Genomic DNA, 18,583 nt, shown 5'->3' on the forward strand with positions numbered 1-18,583 from the left:
GGACCCCCGGGACGCCCGGGGCCTGCGGGGCAGACGCGAGGGCGCCCCTGATGCCCGCCCACCATCCCGCCACCCACGAGCCGCACACGGGCGCCGAGGCGCTGGAGACGCTGCTGCCCGTGGCGGCGGTCCTGGTGCTCGCCTGCGGCTACCTCCTCCTCGCCCGCCGGGCCCGCTCCCACCACCCGGGCCGCCCCTGGGCGCGGTGGCGGACGGCGAGTTTCCTGGCCGGCTGCGCGCTGCTCGCCGTGGCCCTGCTGCCGCCCCTCGCTCCGTTCGCCCACGGCGACTTCCGCGGCCACATGGCCCAGCACCTGCTCATCGGCATGTACGCCCCGCTCGCCCTGGTCCTCGGCGCGCCGGTCACCCTGCTGCTGCGCACCCTGCCCGCCCACCGGGCCCGGTGGGCGGCCGGTCTGCTGCGCAGCCGCCCCCTGCGGCTGCTCGCCCACCCGGCCACCGCGCTGGCGCTGAGCACCGGCGGCCTGGTCGTGCTCTACTGCACCCCGCTGTACGACGCCACCGCCCACCGGCCGCTCGCGCACGGGCTGCTGCACGCCCACTTCCTGCTCTCCGGCTACCTGTTCGCCTGGGCCGTCGCCGGGCCCGACCCCGGCCCGACGCGCCCCGGGGTCCCCGTCCGGCTGGTGTTCCTCGGCGTCGCCGTCGCCGTCCACGCCACCTTGGCCCAGCTGATGTACGGCGGGTTCCTGGTCTCCGTGCACGCGCCGATCCCGCAGGTCCGGGGCGCGGCACAGCTCATGTACTACGGCGGCGACATCGCCGAACTCCTGCTCGCCGCGGCCCTCGTCGCCACCTGGCGCCCGGCCCGCCGGCGGCCCGGGGCGCGGGCGCCGGGCCCGTCCTACCGCGCGGCCGGGGCGTGATGTCCTCGGAAGGCCGGGTGGTCGCCCAGGCGGCGCACATAGGACCGGAGGCGGTCGTGCCGGGACACCAGGCGGGCGGCGTCGGCCGTCAGGCGGGGCCGGTCCACCGCGTCCAGGTGGACCAGCGCCACCCACAGGTCCACGTCCGCGGCGGTCAGCTCGTCGCCCAGCGCGTACGGCCCCCCGGCCAGCCGGCCGTCGAGCTGGTCGAGCGCCCCGAGCAGCGTCTCCAGCGCCTCCGCCCGGCCCTGGGGCGCCCGGTCCGTGGCGGCACGCCGGGCGGCCTGGACGATCCGGGTGTCGATGAGTTCCCCGAGGGCGTCGATGTCCGCGGCGAGGGCCCGCGGGCGCAGCCGGGGAAGGCCGGCGCCTCCCTGGTCGCCCAGGTGGTCGGCGAGGTCGCGGAGGATGTCGGGCGTGTGGTTGCTGACGACCCGCCCGCTCCACCTGTCGCACAGCGCGGGCACGGTCAGCGGGCCGTCGTAGCGGTGCCGGGTGGCTTCGTACGCGCCGCGCAGGCTCCCGGTGGCCGCGGGGGAGGGGAGGAAGACGGTGGTGACCGAGTCGCCCAGCCGGAGCAGGTCCAGGGTGAGGGAGACGCGCAGCGAGCGCGGACAGCCCCGGGAGAGGAACACCTGATAGCGGTGCGGCGCGGGATAGAAGCCGCCGGCGACATCGACGCCGATGCGGCTGCTGAAGTCGTCGGGGCGCGGGCGGGTGGCAATGAGGGGGCCGGCCTGGGCGGGCCAGCGGTCGAGCAGCGCCGCCGGGGCCGAAGCGCGCGGAATCGTCTCGGGCATGGCTCTCCAAAAGCGTGATGGCGCCCCGGTGGCCGGTGCGGCGCCGGTGGCGGGATGGCCTGGAGGGAGCGGGGTGGCCTGGAGGGAGGAGGGCGGGAGGAAAGCCCGGCGTCCGGCCACATCCGGCCCCGGGCTCGGTGACCGCGCGCTCCGAAGAGCGCCGCCGACCGGTCTCCGTCGACCGGTCTCGGTCAGACGGCCGGACTGCCGGCGGTGCAGACGCGCAACAGGTCGATGTGCAGGCGCCGGGTCAGGGAGCGGGAGAAGGGCGGGAACGTCGGCCGCGGAAGCCGCCGGGCTTCCTCGTTTCCGCCGACAGTCGAGGGCATCTCCACCGGTCCCATCATCGAGGCTCGCGAGGCGCGAAACCGTCGCCCACAGTGTCGTAGTGCCGCGCGAGGCCGTCAAGGAGTGAGGCCGGGCCTCTGAGAAGTGGCCGAGCGGCGGCGCAACCGTCCAGCATGCGACCGGCGGTTGACGTGGCGAGCGATGTACTGCTGAATGATTGCCATGAACGCCGAGCAGCGTCTGGTCACGCGCGGCCACATCGACTTCGGTCGGGTGTGGTCCGCGGCGTGTTGCGCCTGACCCGGTAGCGGTCCGCCGTAGCGGTCCGCCTCCGCTCGTGACCGTCGCGGTCCGAGCCTTCCCCCCCGCGTCGCCCCCGTACGTGAGCTCCGCCCCGCGTGCGTGCCGCGCCGCCCTCCCGTACCCGCGCCGGGCCTGCCTCGTGGTGTCGGCGCGTCAGGGCCACTCCCGTGTTCCGCGCCGCCCCTGTGGCGCCGTCATGTCGCCCGGCGCCCAGGGCAGTCGCGGGCCGCCCGCGTGCGCTCCCCGTCCACCTCCCCGAAAGGCCATTCCCATGCCCGTGGAACTCCTCGGCACCGCCGCCACCCCTGACGGATCCGGGACCACCTGCGCCACCCGTGCCGCCCGTGCCTCCCGCGCCGCTTGCGGCAAGGGCGACCGGGGCCGGACCGCCGTACGGGAACTGGCCCGGGAGCGCGGATGACTTCCGTCACGCGACCGCCCTCCTCCGCCCCGGCCCCGGCTGGCCTGACGGTTATTCAGGTCTCGGTGTCCGATCCGCGCGTACGACCGCTGCTGCGCGAACTGGGCCACGAGTACTCGACCCGCTACGGCAAGGACGCCCACGCCGAGCTCGCCCGCTACCCCGACGAGGAGTTCACCACGCCGCGCGGCGGGGTGCTGCTGCTGTTGCTGGAGGACGGGGAGCCCGTCGCAGGCGGGGCGTTCCGCCGGTACGACGGGACCACGGCCGAGCTGAAGCGCATCTGGACGCACTCCGCGCACCGGCGGCGCGGCCTCGCCCGCCGGGTGGTGGCCGAGCTGGAACGCGAGGCGGCCGCCCGGGGCTACCGGCGGATCTACCTGACCACCGGGCCGCGCCAGCCCGAGGCCCGCGGGCTGTACCTGGCCACCGGCTACACACCGCTGTTCGACACGGAGGCCGACCCGGAGACCATCGGCCCGCTCCCCTTCGAGAAGCACCTCACCGCCGCGGCCGCGGCCGACCGGGGCCGCCCCGACGCCATCGAGGCCGACGCCATCCCGCCCGACGCCATCCCGATCGACGCCATCGAGGCCGACCGGGCCCGCCCCGACCACGCTCGCCCCGACCACGCTCGCCCCGACCATGACGAGCTGGCCTCGCTGAAGGTCGTGCCCACCCGCCACTACGCCCGCTGGGCCGCCGCGCTCGCCGTCCTCGTCGTCAGCGTCCAGTTCCTCCACGGGCTGGTCACCAACCCCGTCTGGCAGTGGCGGGTCTTCGGCGAGTACGTGCTGTCCGAGACCATCGTCACCGCCGTGGGGGTGACGTTGCAGCTCACCGTCTATTCGATGCTGCTCGGCTTCGCCCTCGGCACCGTGCTGGCGTTCATGCGGCTGTCGGCCAGCCCCGTGCTGCGGACGGTGGCCTGGACCTATGTGTGGATCTTCCGGTCCATCCCGATGATCGTCCAGCTGGTGTTCTGGTTCAATCTGGGCGCCCTCTACCGGGAGTTGGGCATCGGCATCCCCTTCGGCCCGGTGTTCTGGTCCGTCAGCAGCAACGACCTGATCGGGACCATCGGCGCGGCCCTCATCGGCCTGTCGCTCCACCAGGCGGCCTACTGCGCGGAGATCGTCCGCGGCGGTGTCCTCTCGGTCGACCAGGGCCAGCTCGAGGCCGCGGCGGCCCTCGGGATCCCCAGGCTGCGGCAGATCCGGCGGATCGTGCTGCCCCAGGCCATGCGGGCCATCCTGCCCACGGCGGGCAGCGAGATCATCAGCCTCCTCAAGGGCACCTCGGTGGTGTACGTGATGGCCATCGGCGAGCTCTTCTACCAGGTCAAGGTCATCTACGGGCGCAACGGCATGGTGATCCCGCTGCTGATGGTCGCCACCGCCTGGTACGTGTTCCTGACCTCCGTGCTCTCGGTGGCGCAGTACTACGTCGAGCGCCACTACGCCCGGGGCGCCGAGCGCACCCCGCCCCCCACGCCGCTGGAGCGCGCCCGGCGCTTCCTGGCCGGCCTGCGGGCCGCCGCCGCACAGCGCCGCCGCCCGGCCGCACCCCTGGGAGGCGGTCATGGGTGAGGTGATGGTGGAGGTGCGCGGGGTCCACAAGAGCTTCGGGCCGCTGGAGGTGCTGCGCGGCGTGGACCTCCGGGTGCGCGCCGGCGAGGTGACCGTGATCCTCGGCCCCTCCGGCTCCGGGAAGTCCACCCTGCTGCGCACCATCAACCACCTGGAGAAGGTGAACCGCGGCTGGATCAGCATCGACGGCGAGCTGATCGGCTACCGCAGGTCCGGGAACAGGCTGCACGAGCTGAGGGAGCGGGAGGTCCTGCGGCAGCGCACCCACATCGGCTTCGTCTTCCAGGACTTCAACCTCTTCCCGCACCTCACCGTGGAGGAGAACCTCGTCGAGGCCCCGGTCTCGGCGCTGCGCCGCCCGCGCAGGGAGGCCGTGGCGAGTGCCGCGCGGCTGCTGGAGCGGGTCGGCCTCGCCGACAAGGCGGGCGCCTATCCCCGGCAGCTGTCCGGCGGGCAGCAGCAGCGCGTGGCCATCGCCCGCGCGCTGGCCCTGGAGCCCAAGGTGCTGCTGTTCGACGAGCCCACCTCGGCACTCGACCCGGAACTGGTCGGTGAGGTCCTGGACGTGATCAAGGATCTGGCGCGGACCGGTACGACCATGATCATCGTGACCCACGAGATCGGCTTCGCCCGCGAGGTCGCCGACACGGTGGTGTTCATGGACGGGGGCGTCGTCGTGGAGCAGGGACCGCCCGCGACCGTCCTCGACGCCCCGCGCCACGAGCGCACCCGCGCCTTCCTCTCCAAGGTCCTGTGACGGCCTCCCTCCCCGCGGCCGCCCCCGTTTCCCCCGAAGCAAGGAGAACCACCGTGTCAGCCAGCCTCACCCGCCTCACCCGCCTCACCCGCCGCTCCGCCGCGGCCGCCCTCCCGCTCGCCGCGGCCCTCGTCCTCACCGCCTGCGGCAACCCCTCGGACGGCGGCACGGCCGAGGTCAAGGCCGGGAACGGCACCCGTACGAAGATCAACCTGAGCGCGGACCAGAAGCGCGTCACCACCCCCAAGGTGGACTCCATCGCCGCGCAGGTGCCCGCCGGGATACGCAAGAGAGGCACCCTGGAGATCGTCGACTCCTCCGACTCCTCGGCGCCGCTGACCTTCTACGCCACCGACAACAAGACCGTCATCGGCGTGGAGCCCGACCTCGCCTACCTGGTGGCCGATGTGCTGGGCCTCAAGCCGCACCTCAACACGGTCTCCTGGGAGAACATCTTCGTCGGCCTGGACAGCGGCAAGTACGACGTCGGCTTCAGCAACATCACCGACACCGAGGAACGCAAGGAGAAGTACGACTTCGCCAGCTACCGCAAGGACGACCTGGCCTTCGAGGCGAAGAAGGGCAGCGGTCTGAAGGTGACCGGCCCCGAGGACGTGTCGGGGAAGACCGTCGCCGTGGACACCGGCACCAACCAGGAGAAGCTGCTGGTCGAGTGGAGCAAGGAGAACGTGAAGGCCGGCCGCGAGCCGGTGAAGATTAAGTACTACCAGAACCAGAGCGACACCTACCTCGCGCTCGCCTCCGGCCGGATCGACCTCTTCCTGGGCCCCAACCCGACCGCCGCCTACCATGTGGCCTCCGCCGGTCAGACCGAGGTCGTCGGCACGTACTCCGGCGCCGGCGAAACCCTCCAGGGCCTCATCGCGGCCACCACCAAGAAGGACAACGGACTGGTCAAGGCGGTGAACTCGGCGCTCAACGAGATCATCGACAACGGCAGTTACGCGAAGGTGCTGAAGCGCTGGGGCCTGTCGGGCGAGGCGATCGAGAAGTCGGAGATCAACCCGCCGGGCCTGCCCAAGACCAACAAGTGATGCGATCCGGGGCGCGAGGGCGCACGGCTCTCGCGCCCCACCTCGATTTGGCACCGGTCAGTTACAGAACGGCTATCCCAGGCACACTGTTGTGTACAAGGATTTGGGGGTGTCGCCACCGATCTGATTTCACGGAATGTACGGGGGATTCCATGCACCGTTCCATCGCTGCCGCCGCGGCGGTCGTCGCACTCACCGCCACTCTCACCGCTTGTCATGGGTCGGACGGGGACGGCGACAAGGCCGGGACGACAAAGAAGGGCACCCACTCCAGCGCCGCCGCCGAACCCGGCGGTGAGAAGTCGCCGGAGGCCGCGCCCAGCCAGGCGAGCTCGACGACCGGCAAGCTCGGCGACACCCTCTCGCTCGTAGGAATCGTGGGCCTGGGTGAAACGACCGCCCCCACGGCCGAGGTCACGCTGAACAAGTTCGTGGACAACGCGAAGGCCCAAGGCCCCTACTTCGATCCCGCCAACGGAAACCGCCTGGTCGCAGCGGAGTTCACGATCGTGAACACTGGCACGGTCACCTACAGCGACGCCCCGTACACCCCCCCGACGGTCGTCGACACGACAGGAACGGCGCACAACGGCAAACCCGGGGATCCCACCGTCGGCGAGTCCCTGAGCATCACGATGACTCTCTCGCCGGGGGAACGGGCCACCGGCTGGGTGATCTTCGACGTGCCGAAGAGCGCGAAGATCGCGAGCGTGACGTGGCAGATGGACCGCACAGGGCTCGACGCGGAACGCATCGGGACGTGGACCCTCTAGGGGCACGGCCCGCCGTGATCCGCCCAAGGGCCGGGTGAGGCCGCGAGCCGCCCTTGGGGTGGCCTGCCGTGGGTGCGGATACTGGGCGGTATGCGTATCGAATTCGAGCCCGAGGCCGTAGGCCGCACTCCCTTCTACAAGCTGCTGACCTCGGTGGTCGTGCCCCGGCCGATCGCCTGGGTGTCCACCCTCTCGGCGGCCGGGACCTGCAATCTGGCGCCGCACTCCTTCTTCACCATCGCCTGCGTGTCCCCGCCGATCGTGCAGTTCACCTCCGTGGGGCGGAAGGACTCGCTGCGCAATGTGGAGGAGACCGGCGAGTTCGTGGTCAACTTCGCGCCCGAGCAGCTCTTCGAGCAGATCAACGAGACCGCTACGGACTTCCCCCGCGACATGGGGGAGTTCGAGGCGGTGGGCATCGCCCGGGAGCCCAGCCTGCGGGTGAAGCCGCCGCGGGTGGCGGCGTCGCCGGTGGCGCTGGAGTGCGAGCTGCACAGCACGGTGCGGCTGGGGGACTCCACCGTGGTGTTCGGCCGGGTGGTGCACGCCGTGGTCGACGAGCAGGTCATGGACGACGGGCACCCCGAGGTGACCAGGCTGCGCCCGCTGGCGCGGCTGGGCAAGGACGAGTGGGGGACGCTCGGGGAGGTGTGGGAGCGGTCCCGGATCCGGTACGCGGACTGGGAGGGCGGCGCGGGCGGCGGCGCGCGGAGTGGTTCGTAGCCCGGTGCCCGCGGCGATCGTCTTCGACGTCGGTTCGACCCTGGTGCGCGAGGACCGGTACTGGGCGTCGTGGGCCGACTGGCTCGGCGTCCCCCGGCATACGCTGTCCGCGCTGGTCGGGGCGGTGGTCGCGGAGGGGCGGGACGACGCGGAGGCGATCCGGCTCGCCCGGCCGGGGGTGGACGTGCGGGCCGAGCGGCGGGCGCGGGAGGCGGCCGGGTGCGGGGAGCGGCTCGAGGAGTCGGATCTGTATCCGGATGTCCGGGAGGCCCTGGGCGCGCTGCGGGCGCTCGGGATGCGCGTGGCCGTGGCCGGGAACCAGTCGGCGCGCGCGGGCGAGTTGGTGCGCGCGCTGGGCCTGCCGGTGGACGAGGTCGCGACCTCGGGTCAGTGGGGCGTCGCCAAGCCGGATCCCCGGTTCTTCGCCCATGTCGTGGACCTGGCCCGCGCCGCGCCCCACGAGACCGTCTACGTCGGCGACTACCCGGCCCTCGACATCCGCCCCGCCAAGGCCGCCGGGCTGCGGGCGGCGCACCTCCGGCGCGGGCCGTGGGGACATCTGTGGGCGCGCACGGCCGACGCGGCCCTGGCGGACTGGCGCGTCGACTCGCTGACCGAGCTGGCCCGGTTGATGGGGACGGGGACGGGGGCGTCGCGGAGCGTTGGGTAGAGCTCGCACGGAGTGTGATCCATTCACACCCCGTGTGATCAGAGTGCATGCATATATCTACCGCACACCCTCCCGCGCCGCGCGACGCGGTGGTTGAGTCTTCGTACAGCCCGTCCAGGTGCGCCAGACCTGGGCGAAGGGGCCGCCGGACTCCTCCCTCCTCGGCCGGCGGCCCACCTCCTCCTTGATCGTTTTAATCGCTCGGCGGCGGCCACGCGGGCGGCTAGAGTAGGCGCCGCGCCTCCCGGTGCGCAGGCCGGCGGTTACTTCTTTCTGGCAGAAACGCGTTCGCGCGTACGGGGATCGAACCCCGTAGGACCGCTACCGCTCCGATCTCGGGAGGCGTGCCCTCCGGGCCGGCGGATCCAGGGCCCGGAGTCAGGGGGCCCGGTTCCGGTTGTAGATATATGCGACGTGTACCGCCCGAATCGGGTACTTCGCCGCCCGTCCCGTGTCACACTGGTCGTGCCCCTCGCTGCTCCCCCGTCGGCGAGGGGCATTCGCGTTCAAGCGCGGAATTCGGGACGGAACGGCCGCCGCCCCCGGGCTTACGCGGTCTCGGGCAGCCGGCCCCGCTGGGCCTCGGCCCATACGGCGAGCAGCCGTGTGTACTCCCGCCGCTCCGCCGGCCAGAGGGGACGCCCGATCCGCGCCGCCATGAACCGCCGGATCGCCTCATTCGCCGCGTCGGCGGCGCGCGGCGACTCCAGGGGTATGGGCATCTCGGGCATAAGAACAAGACTACGGGCGGCTGGGGACAAGGCGGGCCCATGCCGCGCGTGGCCCTCACCACAGCGGTGAGGGCCATGCCCTGTCCTGTCCCACGGGTCCTGCGCGCGGGAGGGGAGTGGGAGAGTGGGAGACGATCTTGATTGACTGAGCGGCCGTCAGCCCGCGGACTCGGCCGCGTGGGCGCTCAGCACACCGAATCCGACGAGGGCGAAGAGCGCCAGGCCCAGCAGCACGCGGTAGATCACGAAGGGCATGAAGCTCTTCGTGGTGATGAACTTCATGAACCACGCGATGACCGCGTAACCCACGACGAACGCGACAACCGTGGCGAAGATGGTCGGACCCCACGCCGTGTGCCCGTCCGAGGCGTCCTTCAGCTCGAAGAGACCGGAGGCCAGCACCGCGGGCACCGCGAGAAGGAAGGAGTACCGGGCCGCCGCCTCGCGCGTGTAGCCCATCAGCAGACCGCCGCTGATCGTCGCCCCCGAGCGGGACACGCCCGGCACCAGCGCCATCGCCTGGCAGATGCCGAAGATCAGGCCGTCCTTGACGCCGAGTTCGCGCAGCGTCTTGCGCTGCACGGGCGCGCGGTGCCTGCCGCCGGTCTCGTCGCGCGCGGCCCGCCGGTCCGCGAAGCCCAGCACGAGACCCATCACCACCAGGGTGGTGGCGATCAGCCGCAGATCGCGGAAGGGACCCTCGATCTGGTCCTTCAGGCTCACCCCGAGCACACCGATGGGTATCGAGCCGACGATGACCAGCCACCCCATCTGGGCGTCATGGTTGCCGCGCCACTCCTTGCTGAAGAGGGAGCGGGCCCAAGCCGAGACGATGTTGGCGATGTCCTTGCGGAAGTAGATCAGCACGGCCAGCTCGGTGCCGATCTGGGTGATGGCGGTGAAGGCGGGGCCGGGGTCGCTCCAGCCCGCGAAGGCGGCGGTGAGCCGCAGATGGGCGCTGGAGGAGATCGGCAGGAACTCGGTCAGCCCCTGGACCAGTCCGAGAATGAATGATTCGAACCACGACATCGCGTCTACATATCCAAAGGCTGATCATGCGCTGACCGGCGCAGCGGCGGGTCAGGCGGGGTGGCCGACGGGAAACCGGCCGCTGTGGATCAGCGCCGGTCGTCGGGCAGCGTACCGTCCCCGGGTAAGAGGGCCACGAGGACCCTGGTCCTCAGGCCCCCGACGGGCCCGGTTCCGTCGCGGGCCGGCCCGGCTCGCCCGGCCGCCCGGGCCCGGCCGTGTCCCGGGCCGCGCGGAGCCGGCCGCGCTTGCGCCAGGCCACGGCGCACCCGGCGAGGGCGGGCAGGGCGACACAGGCCAGCGCGGCCAGGAACACCGGGGAGGTCGGGGTGGTGGCGTGGCTGCCCGCCACCGCGTACGCGGCGGTGTTCGGGACGCTGCCGAGGCCGGTCGCGAGCAGGAACGGAAGCCAGCCCATCCGTGACACCGCGGCGCAGTAGTTGGCGGCGGCGAACGGCACACCCGGGAACAGCCGGATGGCCAGCATCGACCGGAAGCCGTGCCGGCTCAGCTGCCGGTCGGCCGCCGCCAGCCAGCGGGCGCGCAGCAGCGGCCGCAGCGCGTCCTGCCCCAGCAGCCTGCCCAGCCCGAAGGAGACACCGGCGCCCAGCACCGTCCCGGCCACCGCCGCGGCCAGCCCCGCCGGAGCCCCGAACAGCGCGCCCGCCGCCAGGTTCAGCAGCGGCCGCGGCACCAGGGCCGCGGCACAACCCCCGTACGCGAGCGCGAAGATCACCACGGCCGGGCCGCCGGACAGCCGCGGCGGCCACCCCTCGGCCAGCAGCCGGTGCGGCTGCCATGCCCACACCGCGCCCGCCGCTGCCGCCAGCAACAGCACCAGCAGGCACAGCCGCAGCCGCGGCGAGAGCAGCGCGCGGGCGCGGCGCGCGGCCGGTGTGGTGGCCGGTGTGGCGGGCGGGGCGGCATCGGGCATCGAAGGAGCGTAACCGACCGACCACGGAAACCAGGAAAAACCATTCGACGCACGCGAAGGCGATGCGCGACGATCAACGGCATGTTCCGGCAGCCCTTCCTCGAGCCCACGTCCGCGGTCGCGGACGCGCTCAAGGCTGCCTTCACCCCCGCGGCGGCCCGCGCGGCCGCCTGCCCGGGCGGCGCCCGACTCTGACCCTCCTCGGACAGCTCCGACGGATCCCACCAGGGGAGGGTCGGTTCGTCCCTGGGGTCCTCCTGCACATCCCATCGCTGTTCCGGGGAGGAACGGGAGCATGTCCAAGCAGACCTACGCGCGCACCAAGCCGCATCTGAACATCGGCACCATCGGCCATGTCGACCACGGCAAGACCACGTTGACCGCCGCCATCACCAAGGTGCTCAGCGAGCGCGGCGCCGGCGGCGCGTACGTCCCCTTCGAGCGCATCGACCGGGCGCCGGAGGAGGCGGCGCGCGGCATCACCATCAACATCGCGCACGTCGAGTACGAGACCGACACCCGCCACTACGCCCACGTCGACATGCCCGGCCACGCCGACTTCATCAAGAACATGGTGACGGGCGCGGCCCAACTCGACGGCGCGGTGCTCGTCGTCTCGGCGCTCGACGGCGTCATGCCGCAGACCGCCGAGCACGTGCTGCTCGCCCGCCAGGTCGGGGTGGACCACATCGTGGTCGCCCTCAACAAGGCCGACGCGGGCGACCCCGAGCTCACCGACCTCGTCGAGTTGGAGGTGCGCGAGCTGCTGTCCGCGCACGGCTACCCCGGCGACACCACGCCCGTCGTACGGGTCTCCGGGCTGGGCGCGCTGGCCGGCGAGCCGCGCTGGACCGCCTCCGTCGAGGCCCTGCTGGACGCGGTGGACACCTATGTGCCGATGCCGGTGCGCTACACCGACGCGCCGTTCCTGCTCCCGGTGGAGAACGTCCTGACCATCACCGGGCGCGGCACGGTCGTCACCGGAGCGATCGAGCGCGGCACGGTCCGCGTCGGCGACCGCGTGGAGGTGCTGGGCGCCGACACCGCGACGGTGGTCACGGGCGTCGAGACATTCGGCAAACCGATGGAGTTCGCCGAGGCGGGCGACAACGTGGCCCTGCTGCTGCGGGGAGTGGCGCGGGACGCGGTGCGCCGCGGCCATGTGGTCGCCGCGCCCGGCAGCGTGGTGCCCCGGCGGCGCTTCACCGCGCGGGTGTACGTCCTGTCGGCGGCCGAGGGAGGGCGGCGCACCCCGGTCTCCACCGGCTACCGGCCGCAGTTCTACATCCGTACGGCCGACGTGGTCGGCGATGTGGACCTCGGCGCGGTGGGCGTGGCCCGGCCCGGCGACACCGTCACCATGGAGGTCGAGCTGGGGCGCGCCCTGCCGCTGGAGCCCGGCCTGGGCTTCGCCATCCGCGAGGGCGGCCGGACGGTGGGCGCGGGCACGGTGACCGCCGTCCACCAGGCCTGAGCGGCCGCCGACCGGCCCCGAGCCTGCCCCGCCTCCGGCAGACGCCTGCCGGAGGCGGGGCGGGCCGGGGCCCGGGCGCCGGGCGGCACAATGAGAGCGTGGACCAGCCGACACCCACCGAGCCCAGATCCGCCGAACCGATACCCGCCGAGCCGAAAACCGCCGGACCGACCCCCGCCGAGCCGATCCCCGTGATCAGGGACGTGGACGGCGGCACCGCCAAGCTGATGCCGGACGTGGACCGCCCGCGCGCCTGGCTGCTCACGGTGGACGGCTCCCCCCAGTCGTACGTCGACCTGGACGACCCCACCCACCTGGAGTTCGAGTACGCGCGGCGGCTCGCACACGTCCTGGAGCTCACCGGGGCCGCCGGCACCCCGCTGGACGTGCTGCACCTGGGCGGCGGGGCGCTCACCCTGCCGCGCTTCGTCGCGGCCGTCCGCCCCGGCTCGCGCCAGGAGGTGATCGAGGCCGACGGCGCGCTGCTGGAACTGGTCGCCGAGCGGCTGCCGCTGCCCGCCGGGTCGGGGATCGCGGTGCGCCGGGCGGACGCCCGTACCGCGCTGGAGGCCGCCCCCGCCGCGTCCGCCGACGTCGTGGTCGCCGATGTCTTCGGCGGCTCGCGGATCCCCGCGCACCTCACCTCCGTCGAGTACGCGCGCGCCGCCGCCCGGGTGCTGCGGCCGGGCGGCCGCTACACGGCCAACCTGGCCGACAGCGCGCCCTTCACCTTCCTCCGCTCCCAACTGGCCAATCTCCGCGCCGCCTTCGCCCAGGTGTGCCTGATCGCCGAGCCCGCCGTGCTGCGCGGCCGCCGGTTCGGCAACGCGGTGGTGGTGGCCTCGGACGCCGAGCTGCCGGTCAGCGCCCTGGCACGGCGCACCGCCGCCGACGCCTTCCCCGCGCGGGTCGAGCACGGGGCGGCGCTGGCGCGCTTCGTCGGCGGGGCGGCGCCGGTGCGGGACGTGGACGCGGTGCCCTCGCCCACGCCGCCGGGCGGCGCGTTCAGCATCGGCTGACCGGGCCCGGCCCGTCCGCCTGGCCGGGCACGCCGGGGAGGCCGCCGGGTACGCCCGGGAGGCCGGCGGCGACGACGCCCTCCGCCACGGGCGCGCCGGTGCGCCGCCGCAGCCGCCGTACCTCCGGCACCGCCAGCACGGCCACCGTCAGCAGCACGATCAGCGCGGAGCACCCCCACAGCGCGGCCGTGCGGCCGAAGGCGCTCTCGGCCGGGCCCGCGAGCGCCGTGGCGAGCGGCACCATGGACACCGAGCCGAACCAGTCGTACGCGGCGACCCGCGACAGCTTGTCCTCGGGTATCTCCTGGTGCAGCGCGGTCATCCAGGACACCCCGAACACCTCGATCGAGACCCCGGCGCCGAACATCACCGCGCACAGGGCGGGCACGGGCAGCGGGACGGCGAGGGCGGCCGAGGGCAGGGCGAACGGGAACACGCACACCGTGCCCACCAGCAGCAGCCGGCGCGGTTTCCAGCGCGTCATCAGCAGCCCGCCCAGGAGGGTGCCCGCGCCGAACGCGGCGAGCGCGAGCCCCCAGGGCCGCGCCCCGCCCAGGTGCTCCTCGGCGACCAGCGGCCCGTACACCGACTCGGCCGCCGCCACCACGGCGTTGACCACCGAGAACTGCACCACGATGCCCCACAGCCAGGGCCGGCCCGCCACCTCCCGCCAGCCCTCGCGCAGATCCCGCAGCATTCCCGCGCTCTCGCGCCTGGCGGTGCGGCCGACGTCGAGGAAGGCGCGCAGGGCGCCCGCGACGGCGAAGGCGGCGGCGTCCACGGCCAGCACCCAGCCGGGGCCGAAGGCCGCGATGAGCGCCCCGCCGAGCGCCGCGCCGCCGATCTGCGCGCCGTTCATGCCCATCCGGAAGATCGCGAAGGCGCGTCCGGCCTGTTCGCCGTCGACCGTGGACAGCAGCATGCCCTCGGCGGCGGGGGAGAAGAAGGCCTGCCCGGTGCCGCCGAGCGCGGAGAGCACGGCCATCTGCCACAGCCGTGCCTCGCCGGACAGCACGAGCGCGGCGAAGGCGGCCTGGGACAGGCAGTTGAGGGTGTTGGCCGCGACCATGACCCGGTGTCGCGGCAGCCGGTCCGCGACCGCGCCGCCGATCAGCAGGAAGACGACGAGCGGGACGGTGCGGGCCGCGGCGACGAGGCCCACGTCGCCGCCGTCCCCGCCGGCCTCCAGGACCGCGAACGCCGCCGCGATCAGGGCTCCGGCGTTGCCGAGGCCCGTCACCACGGCGGCGGCGGTCAGCAGGGTGTAGTTGCGGCCGGCCCAGGCGGGACGGCCCGGTCGGCGGCGCGAGGCGGAGGGGATGGTCACCCGCGGACTATCCCTGGGGGCGGGCCCCGGCGCCAACCCTATTTCGGCCAGGCGGCCTTCGGCCGGGCCCGCTCGGGAGGCCCGGACGGCTCAGGAGCCGGACTTCAGCGGCCGCAGAGTGTTCATGATCTTCTTGATGGTCTCGTCGGAGATCTCGTCCTTGACGCCCTTGGCCGAGTACAGGACCCAGGTCGCCCAGTCGCCGTTGACGTCCGTGTAGGTGACGGTGAACGCCTTGCCGTCCGACGAGCACTTGTCGGTCTTCTTCACACCGGTGACGGTGGCCGAGGAGGAGTAGCCCTTGACGCCGTACTCGCTGGTGAACTTCTTGGGCGTGGTGGACTTGAAGTCGCCGGTCTCGTCCTGGTCGAACACGGCGTAGAGCCAGTTGAGCGCCTCGGTCTTGGCGGCCTGGGCCTGGGTCTTGGCGCCCTGGGCGCCCTTGGTGCCCGCTCCGGCCAGGGGGCTGGAGGTGGTGAAGCCGGTCTTCTTGTCCTTGACCGTGCAGCGGTCCCGCTTGTAGTAGGCGGGGCCGGTCATCGAGATGATCGGCTTGCCGTCCTTGGAGTACGAGCTCATGGTGTCGGGGGACGCCACGTACCAGCCGGCGGGGACGTCGAAGGCGTTGTGGCGCTTGGGGTTGGTGACCGTCTTCCAGCCGGGTATGACCGGCTCGACGGTCTGGCCCGCGCGCGGATTGTCCTCACCGCTGCTGTCACCGCTGGTGTCGTCGCCGCCCTCGTCGCCCTGCGCGGGGGAGGACGAGGACGCGGCGGCCGAGGGCTTCTTGCCGCCCTTCGCCTCCTTCTTCCCCCCGTCGTCGTTGTTCGTCACCAGCACGGCGGTCACCGCCGCGGCCGCGACCACCGCCACCGCCGCGACGACGGCGATGACGGTCGTGCGGTTCTTCTTCCGCGGCGGCTCCGGCGCGCCGGGCGGCTGGACGGCGGGGGAGCCCCAGGCCTGGGTGGGCATGTCGTGCGCCTGCGCCTGCTGCGGGTATCCCTGCTGCGGCGGGCCCTACGGCTGCCCCTGCTGGGGCTGCTGGGGCTGCTGGGGTTGCTGGGGTTGCTGGTAGGGATTCGGCTGGTGATATCCCGGCTGCTGGTACGGGTTGGGCTGGTGATACCCCGGCTGCTGATAGGGGTTCGGATTTTGCGGGTTCTGCTCGCCCCCGGGCGGCTGCTGTCCTGGCCACATGGCCAGTAACCATAAGGGGGGACAGGGGTGGCGGCCACGGCCGCCCCTCGGTGCCGCACCGCTTCCGGCGGGCGGGAACCATGTCGGCGCCGCGGCCGTCTCCGGGGGAGGGGACGCCATGCCGCGGCGCCGCATGCCGCGATCATCGGTGTGATCATCGGTGTGGCATGTGGGATGTGGCCACCGCGCGCTGATTGAGTAGGCTTCCCGGCGTGCGCCGAATCGGCGCACGCCGGGAAGAGTACGGGCATATGGGGAGGAACCGGCGTTGCATATCGAGGAGTGGCTCGAGACCGTACCCGCGGTCAGCGTCTATCTGCTGGTGGGTCTGGTCATCGGCCTGGAGAGCCTGGGCATCCCGCTTCCCGGAGAGATCGTTCTCGTCAGCGCGAGCCTGCTGGCGGCCTCCCAGGACCACATCAATCCGTACATCCTGGGCGGCTCCGCCATCGCGGGCGCGGTGATCGGCGACTCGATCGGCTATCTGATCGGCCGGAAGGGCGGTCAGCCGCTGCTGAACTGGCTGGGGCGCAAGTTCCCCAAGCACTTCAGCGCCGAGCACGTGGCCACCGCCGAGCGGTACTTCCAGAAGTGGGGCATGTGGGCGGTCTTCGTGGGCCGCTTCATCGCGCTGCTGCGCATCTTCGCCGGCCCGCTCGCCGGATGCCTGCGCATGCCGTACTGGAAGTTCCTCATCGCCAATGTGCTGGGCGGCATCGTCTGGGCGGGCGGCACCACCGCGGTCATCTACTCGGTCGGAAAGGTCGCCGAGGACTGGCTCAAGCGCTTCTCCTGGCTCGGTCTGGTGGCGGCCCTGCTGTTCGGCCTCGGCTCGATGCTCGTGATGAAGCGGCGCGCGAAGAAGGCCCAGGCGGAGGCGGTCGAGGCCGAGCAGGCCGGCCCCGGGGCGGCCGAGCAGCAGCCCGTCCCGGCGGCCGACTGACCTTCCGCCCGGCCCCCGCCCGACCTTCCGCGCAGGCCTCCCGCCAGGGCCTCCCTCGCATCTCCCGTCAGGGCTGCCGGTCACACCTCTCGCGGAGGTGTCCCGTTCAGGCCCGCCGCTCCCGCCCCTCCCGCTCCAGGGTGGCGTCGCGGTGGTGGCGGGCCAGCTCCGTATAGCCCGCCGCGTTCAGCCGGATGCCCTCCCGCTCCTCCTCGGTCAGCTCCCGCCGGACCTTCGCGGGCACCCCCGCGACCAGCGACCCCGGCGGCACCCGCATCCCCTGCGGGACCAGCGCCTGGGCGGCGACCAGGGAGCCGGCGCCGATATGGGCGCCGTTGAGGACGGTGGCGCCCATGCCGACGAGCACGTCGTCCTCGATGACGCAGCCGTGCAGCACCGCGTTGTGGCCCACCGACACCCGCTCGCCGACGGTGACCGGGAAACCGGGGTCGGCGTGCACCGTGCAGTTGTCCTGGATGTTGCTCCCGGCCCCCACGCTGATGGCCTCCGCGTCGCCGCGCAGCACCGCGTGGTACCAGACGCTCGCGCCGGCGCCGAGCGTCACCTCGCCGATCACCACGGACGTCGGGGCGGTGAACGCCTCCGGATCGACCTTCGGCTCCTTGCCGCCCACGCTCGCGATCAACGCCCGCTCCGCCACAGCCCCACTCCCTGTCTCATCCGTCACCGCCGCGTCGCGCGGCGCCGGAGGGCACGGTAGTCCCAGCGGCCCCGGCGCCCACAGGGCGGCCGCTCATCCCGTCGCGAGCAGCAGCGACCCCACCAGCGCCAGCCCGGCGCCGGTGGCCTGCACCGCGCGCAGCCGCTCGCTGAGGACCGCGCGCGCCGCCAGCGCGGTCACGACCGGGTACAGGGCCGCGAGCACCGCGGCCACGGTCACCGGACCGGTGTGGGCGGCCACGCTGTAGGTGCCGTTGCCCGCCACGTCGGCCAGGCCCACGAAGGCCAGGGCGGGCAGCGCGGCCCACAGCGCGCGTACGCCCCCGGCGGCCGGGTCGAGCGCGGGGGTGCCGCGGCGCGTGGACGCGTACAGCGCGGCGCCGCCGACCACCGCGCTGCACGCCCGCTGGACGAACAGCGCCAGGAACAGCCCGGTCACGGTGGTGGACGCCTCGGCGATCAGCGTCATGACCGACCCGAAGCCGACCGCGGCGACCAGGGTGAGCAGCAGCGTCTGCCGCGGTACGGACGTGCCCCCGGTCTGCGGTCCGCTGGCGAGCACCACCCCGGCCACCGCGACCGCGATCCCGGCGAACTGCGGCAGGCCGGGCCGCTCGCCGAGGGCGAGCCCGACGCCGAGGGGGACGGCCACGCTGCCGAGCGCGCCGATCGGCGAGACGACCCCCATCGGGCCGAGCGCCAGCGCCCGGTAGAAGCACAGCATCCCGACCGGCCCCACCACGCCCGCCGCGACGGCGTACCACAGCCGCGGATCGGCCTCGGCCCAGCCGCCACCGGCCGTGACGACGCAGCCCAGCACGGCCACCGAGATGCCCTGTGAGACGACGACCACGGTGAGGGCGGGGATGCGCCGGGTGAGGAGCCCTCCGCCGAAGTCGGCCAGCCCCAGCAGGAGGCTGGTGGCCAGAGCGAAGAGTGCGGACATGGGGAGACCTCGCCGTACAGTGTGATGGACGTT

Annotated in this window: 19 protein-coding genes and 1 pseudogene; 12 read left to right on the forward strand and 8 right to left on the reverse strand. The window is 73.2% G+C overall.

The window, feature by feature from the left end; genetic code table 11:
• The first annotated feature begins 50 nt into the window (after positions 1–50).
• Positions 51–887 carry a cytochrome c oxidase assembly protein gene (locus BBH68_RS29515; RefSeq protein ID WP_065966782.1) on the forward strand — a complete coding sequence of 279 codons (837 nt, stop codon included), beginning with the start codon at positions 51–53 and terminating at the stop codon, positions 885–887.
• Here BBH68_RS29515 and BBH68_RS29520 read toward each other — a convergent pair.
• Entirely contained in the window at positions 866–1,687 is an 822-nt protein-coding gene (locus BBH68_RS29520) for a glutathione S-transferase C-terminal domain-containing protein (RefSeq protein WP_065966783.1), read from the reverse strand. The genes BBH68_RS29515 and BBH68_RS29520 overlap by 22 nt on opposite strands.
• Before the next feature lie 862 nt (positions 1,688–2,549).
• On the opposite strand from BBH68_RS29520, the gene BBH68_RS42220 reads away from it, so the two are divergent.
• The 8 genes and pseudogenes from BBH68_RS42220 to BBH68_RS29550 all read left to right on the forward strand — a co-directional run bounded on the left by BBH68_RS42220 (position 2,550) and on the right by BBH68_RS29550 (position 8,266).
• Positions 2,550–2,699 (forward strand): hypothetical protein, encoded by a 150-nt coding sequence (locus BBH68_RS42220; protein ID WP_158080386.1) that lies wholly within the window; start codon positions 2,550–2,552, stop codon positions 2,697–2,699.
• Positions 2,696–3,142, forward strand: a pseudogene (locus BBH68_RS43450) (GNAT family N-acetyltransferase); the annotation flags it as partial. The gene BBH68_RS42220 and the pseudogene BBH68_RS43450, both read left to right, overlap by 4 nt.
• A 144-nt stretch (positions 3,143–3,286) precedes the next feature.
• Entirely contained in the window at positions 3,287–4,288 is a 1,002-nt protein-coding gene (locus BBH68_RS43455; RefSeq protein ID WP_065966811.1) for an amino acid ABC transporter permease, read from the forward strand.
• Positions 4,281–5,045, forward strand: coding sequence for an amino acid ABC transporter ATP-binding protein (locus BBH68_RS29530; protein WP_065966784.1), 765 nt, complete (start codon positions 4,281–4,283; stop codon positions 5,043–5,045). Before BBH68_RS43455 ends, BBH68_RS29530 begins: the two co-directional genes overlap by 8 nt.
• Positions 5,046–5,098: 53 nt before the next feature.
• The gene (locus tag BBH68_RS29535; RefSeq protein ID WP_065966785.1) at positions 5,099–6,100 is read left to right on the forward strand and encodes an ABC transporter substrate-binding protein; all 1,002 of its coding nucleotides are present in this window, start codon (positions 5,099–5,101) and stop codon (positions 6,098–6,100) included.
• Between the two features lie 152 nt (positions 6,101–6,252).
• Positions 6,253–6,873: a DUF4352 domain-containing protein gene (locus BBH68_RS29540; protein ID WP_065966786.1), complete on the forward strand. Its 621-nt coding sequence runs from the start codon at positions 6,253–6,255 to the stop codon at positions 6,871–6,873.
• 90 nt (positions 6,874–6,963) lie between these two features.
• Positions 6,964–7,596, forward strand: a complete 633-nt coding sequence (locus tag BBH68_RS29545; protein WP_065966787.1) for a flavin reductase family protein — start codon at positions 6,964–6,966, stop codon at positions 7,594–7,596.
• Between the two features lie 4 nt (positions 7,597–7,600).
• Positions 7,601–8,266, forward strand: a complete 666-nt coding sequence (locus BBH68_RS29550) for an HAD family hydrolase (protein WP_104531433.1) — start codon at positions 7,601–7,603, stop codon at positions 8,264–8,266.
• Positions 8,267–8,814: 548 nt separating this feature from the next.
• On the opposite strand, the gene BBH68_RS29555 is transcribed toward BBH68_RS29550, so the two are convergent.
• From BBH68_RS29555 to BBH68_RS29565, 3 genes are all read right to left on the reverse strand, one after another.
• The gene (locus tag BBH68_RS29555; protein WP_065966789.1) at positions 8,815–8,997 is read right to left on the reverse strand and encodes a hypothetical protein; all 183 of its coding nucleotides are present in this window, start codon (positions 8,995–8,997) and stop codon (positions 8,815–8,817) included.
• Between the two features lie 156 nt (positions 8,998–9,153).
• A complete protein-coding gene (locus BBH68_RS29560; RefSeq protein ID WP_065966790.1) occupies positions 9,154–10,026 on the reverse strand; it encodes an undecaprenyl-diphosphate phosphatase in 873 nt (290 codons plus the stop codon).
• 151 nt (positions 10,027–10,177) lie between these two features.
• Positions 10,178–10,960: a TVP38/TMEM64 family protein gene (locus BBH68_RS29565; RefSeq protein ID WP_065966791.1), complete on the reverse strand. Its 783-nt coding sequence runs from the start codon at positions 10,958–10,960 to the stop codon at positions 10,178–10,180.
• A 295-nt stretch (positions 10,961–11,255) separates the two neighbouring features.
• Here BBH68_RS29565 and tuf point away from each other — a divergent pair, with 295 nt between their 5' ends.
• The gene (tuf, locus tag BBH68_RS29570; protein ID WP_065966792.1) at positions 11,256–12,434 is read left to right on the forward strand and encodes an elongation factor Tu; all 1,179 of its coding nucleotides are present in this window, start codon (positions 11,256–11,258) and stop codon (positions 12,432–12,434) included.
• 227 nt (positions 12,435–12,661) lie between these two features.
• Entirely contained in the window at positions 12,662–13,453 is a 792-nt protein-coding gene (locus BBH68_RS29575; protein ID WP_065966812.1) for a spermidine synthase, read from the forward strand.
• Here BBH68_RS29575 and BBH68_RS29580 read toward each other — a convergent pair.
• Together BBH68_RS29580 and BBH68_RS29585 are read right to left on the reverse strand one after the other, a co-directional pair.
• Positions 13,440–14,780, reverse strand: a complete 1,341-nt coding sequence (locus tag BBH68_RS29580) for an MFS transporter (RefSeq protein ID WP_065966793.1) — start codon at positions 14,778–14,780, stop codon at positions 13,440–13,442. The genes BBH68_RS29575 and BBH68_RS29580 overlap by 14 nt on opposite strands.
• Before the next feature lie 90 nt (positions 14,781–14,870).
• Positions 14,871–15,755 carry a DUF8017 domain-containing protein gene (locus tag BBH68_RS29585; protein WP_245738360.1) on the reverse strand — a complete coding sequence of 295 codons (885 nt, stop codon included), beginning with the start codon at positions 15,753–15,755 and terminating at the stop codon, positions 14,871–14,873.
• A 493-nt stretch (positions 15,756–16,248) separates the two neighbouring features.
• Here BBH68_RS29585 and BBH68_RS29590 point away from each other — a divergent pair, with 493 nt between their 5' ends.
• Complete coding sequence (locus BBH68_RS29590) at positions 16,249–16,923, forward strand: DedA family protein (protein ID WP_065966794.1); 675 nt, start codon at positions 16,249–16,251, stop codon at positions 16,921–16,923.
• Positions 16,924–17,029: 106 nt separating this feature from the next.
• Here BBH68_RS29590 and BBH68_RS29595 read toward each other — a convergent pair whose 3' ends face one another.
• A complete protein-coding gene (locus tag BBH68_RS29595) occupies positions 17,030–17,584 on the reverse strand; it encodes a gamma carbonic anhydrase family protein (protein WP_065966795.1) in 555 nt (184 codons plus the stop codon).
• 93 nt (positions 17,585–17,677) lie between these two features.
• A complete protein-coding gene (locus tag BBH68_RS29600) occupies positions 17,678–18,550 on the reverse strand; it encodes an EamA family transporter (RefSeq protein ID WP_065966796.1) in 873 nt (290 codons plus the stop codon).
• Positions 18,551–18,583: the final 33 nt, after the last annotated feature.

Source organism: Streptomyces sparsogenes (assembly GCF_001704635.1).
GTDB lineage: Bacteria > Actinomycetota > Actinomycetes > Streptomycetales > Streptomycetaceae > Streptomyces > Streptomyces sparsogenes.

Bases quoted from the DNA above. Each gene is read 5' to 3' on its own strand.
- BBH68_RS29560 (WP_065966790.1), bottom strand. From the start codon at position 10,026: ATGTCGTGGTTCGAATCATTCATTCTCGGACTGGTCCAGGGGCTGACC.
- BBH68_RS29555 (WP_065966789.1), bottom strand. From the start codon at position 8,997: ATGCCCGAGATGCCCATACCCCTGGAGTCGCCGCGCGCCGCCGACGCG.
- BBH68_RS29575 (WP_065966812.1), top strand. From the start codon at position 12,662: ATGCCGGACGTGGACCGCCCGCGCGCCTGGCTGCTCACGGTGGACGGC.
- BBH68_RS29520 (WP_065966783.1), bottom strand. From the start codon at position 1,687: ATGCCCGAGACGATTCCGCGCGCTTCGGCCCCGGCGGCGCTGCTCGAC.
- tuf (WP_065966792.1), top strand. From the start codon at position 11,256: ATGTCCAAGCAGACCTACGCGCGCACCAAGCCGCATCTGAACATCGGC.
- BBH68_RS29530 (WP_065966784.1), top strand. From the start codon at position 4,281: ATGGGTGAGGTGATGGTGGAGGTGCGCGGGGTCCACAAGAGCTTCGGG.
- BBH68_RS29540 (WP_065966786.1), top strand. From the start codon at position 6,253: ATGCACCGTTCCATCGCTGCCGCCGCGGCGGTCGTCGCACTCACCGCC.
- BBH68_RS29515 (WP_065966782.1), top strand. From the start codon at position 51: ATGCCCGCCCACCATCCCGCCACCCACGAGCCGCACACGGGCGCCGAG.
- BBH68_RS42220 (WP_158080386.1), top strand. From the start codon at position 2,550: ATGCCCGTGGAACTCCTCGGCACCGCCGCCACCCCTGACGGATCCGGG.
- BBH68_RS29545 (WP_065966787.1), top strand. From the start codon at position 6,964: ATGCGTATCGAATTCGAGCCCGAGGCCGTAGGCCGCACTCCCTTCTAC.
- BBH68_RS29600 (WP_065966796.1), bottom strand. From the start codon at position 18,550: ATGTCCGCACTCTTCGCTCTGGCCACCAGCCTCCTGCTGGGGCTGGCC.
- BBH68_RS29565 (WP_065966791.1), bottom strand. From the start codon at position 10,960: ATGCCCGATGCCGCCCCGCCCGCCACACCGGCCACCACACCGGCCGCG.
- BBH68_RS29585 (WP_245738360.1), bottom strand. From the start codon at position 15,755: ATGCCCACCCAGGCCTGGGGCTCCCCCGCCGTCCAGCCGCCCGGCGCG.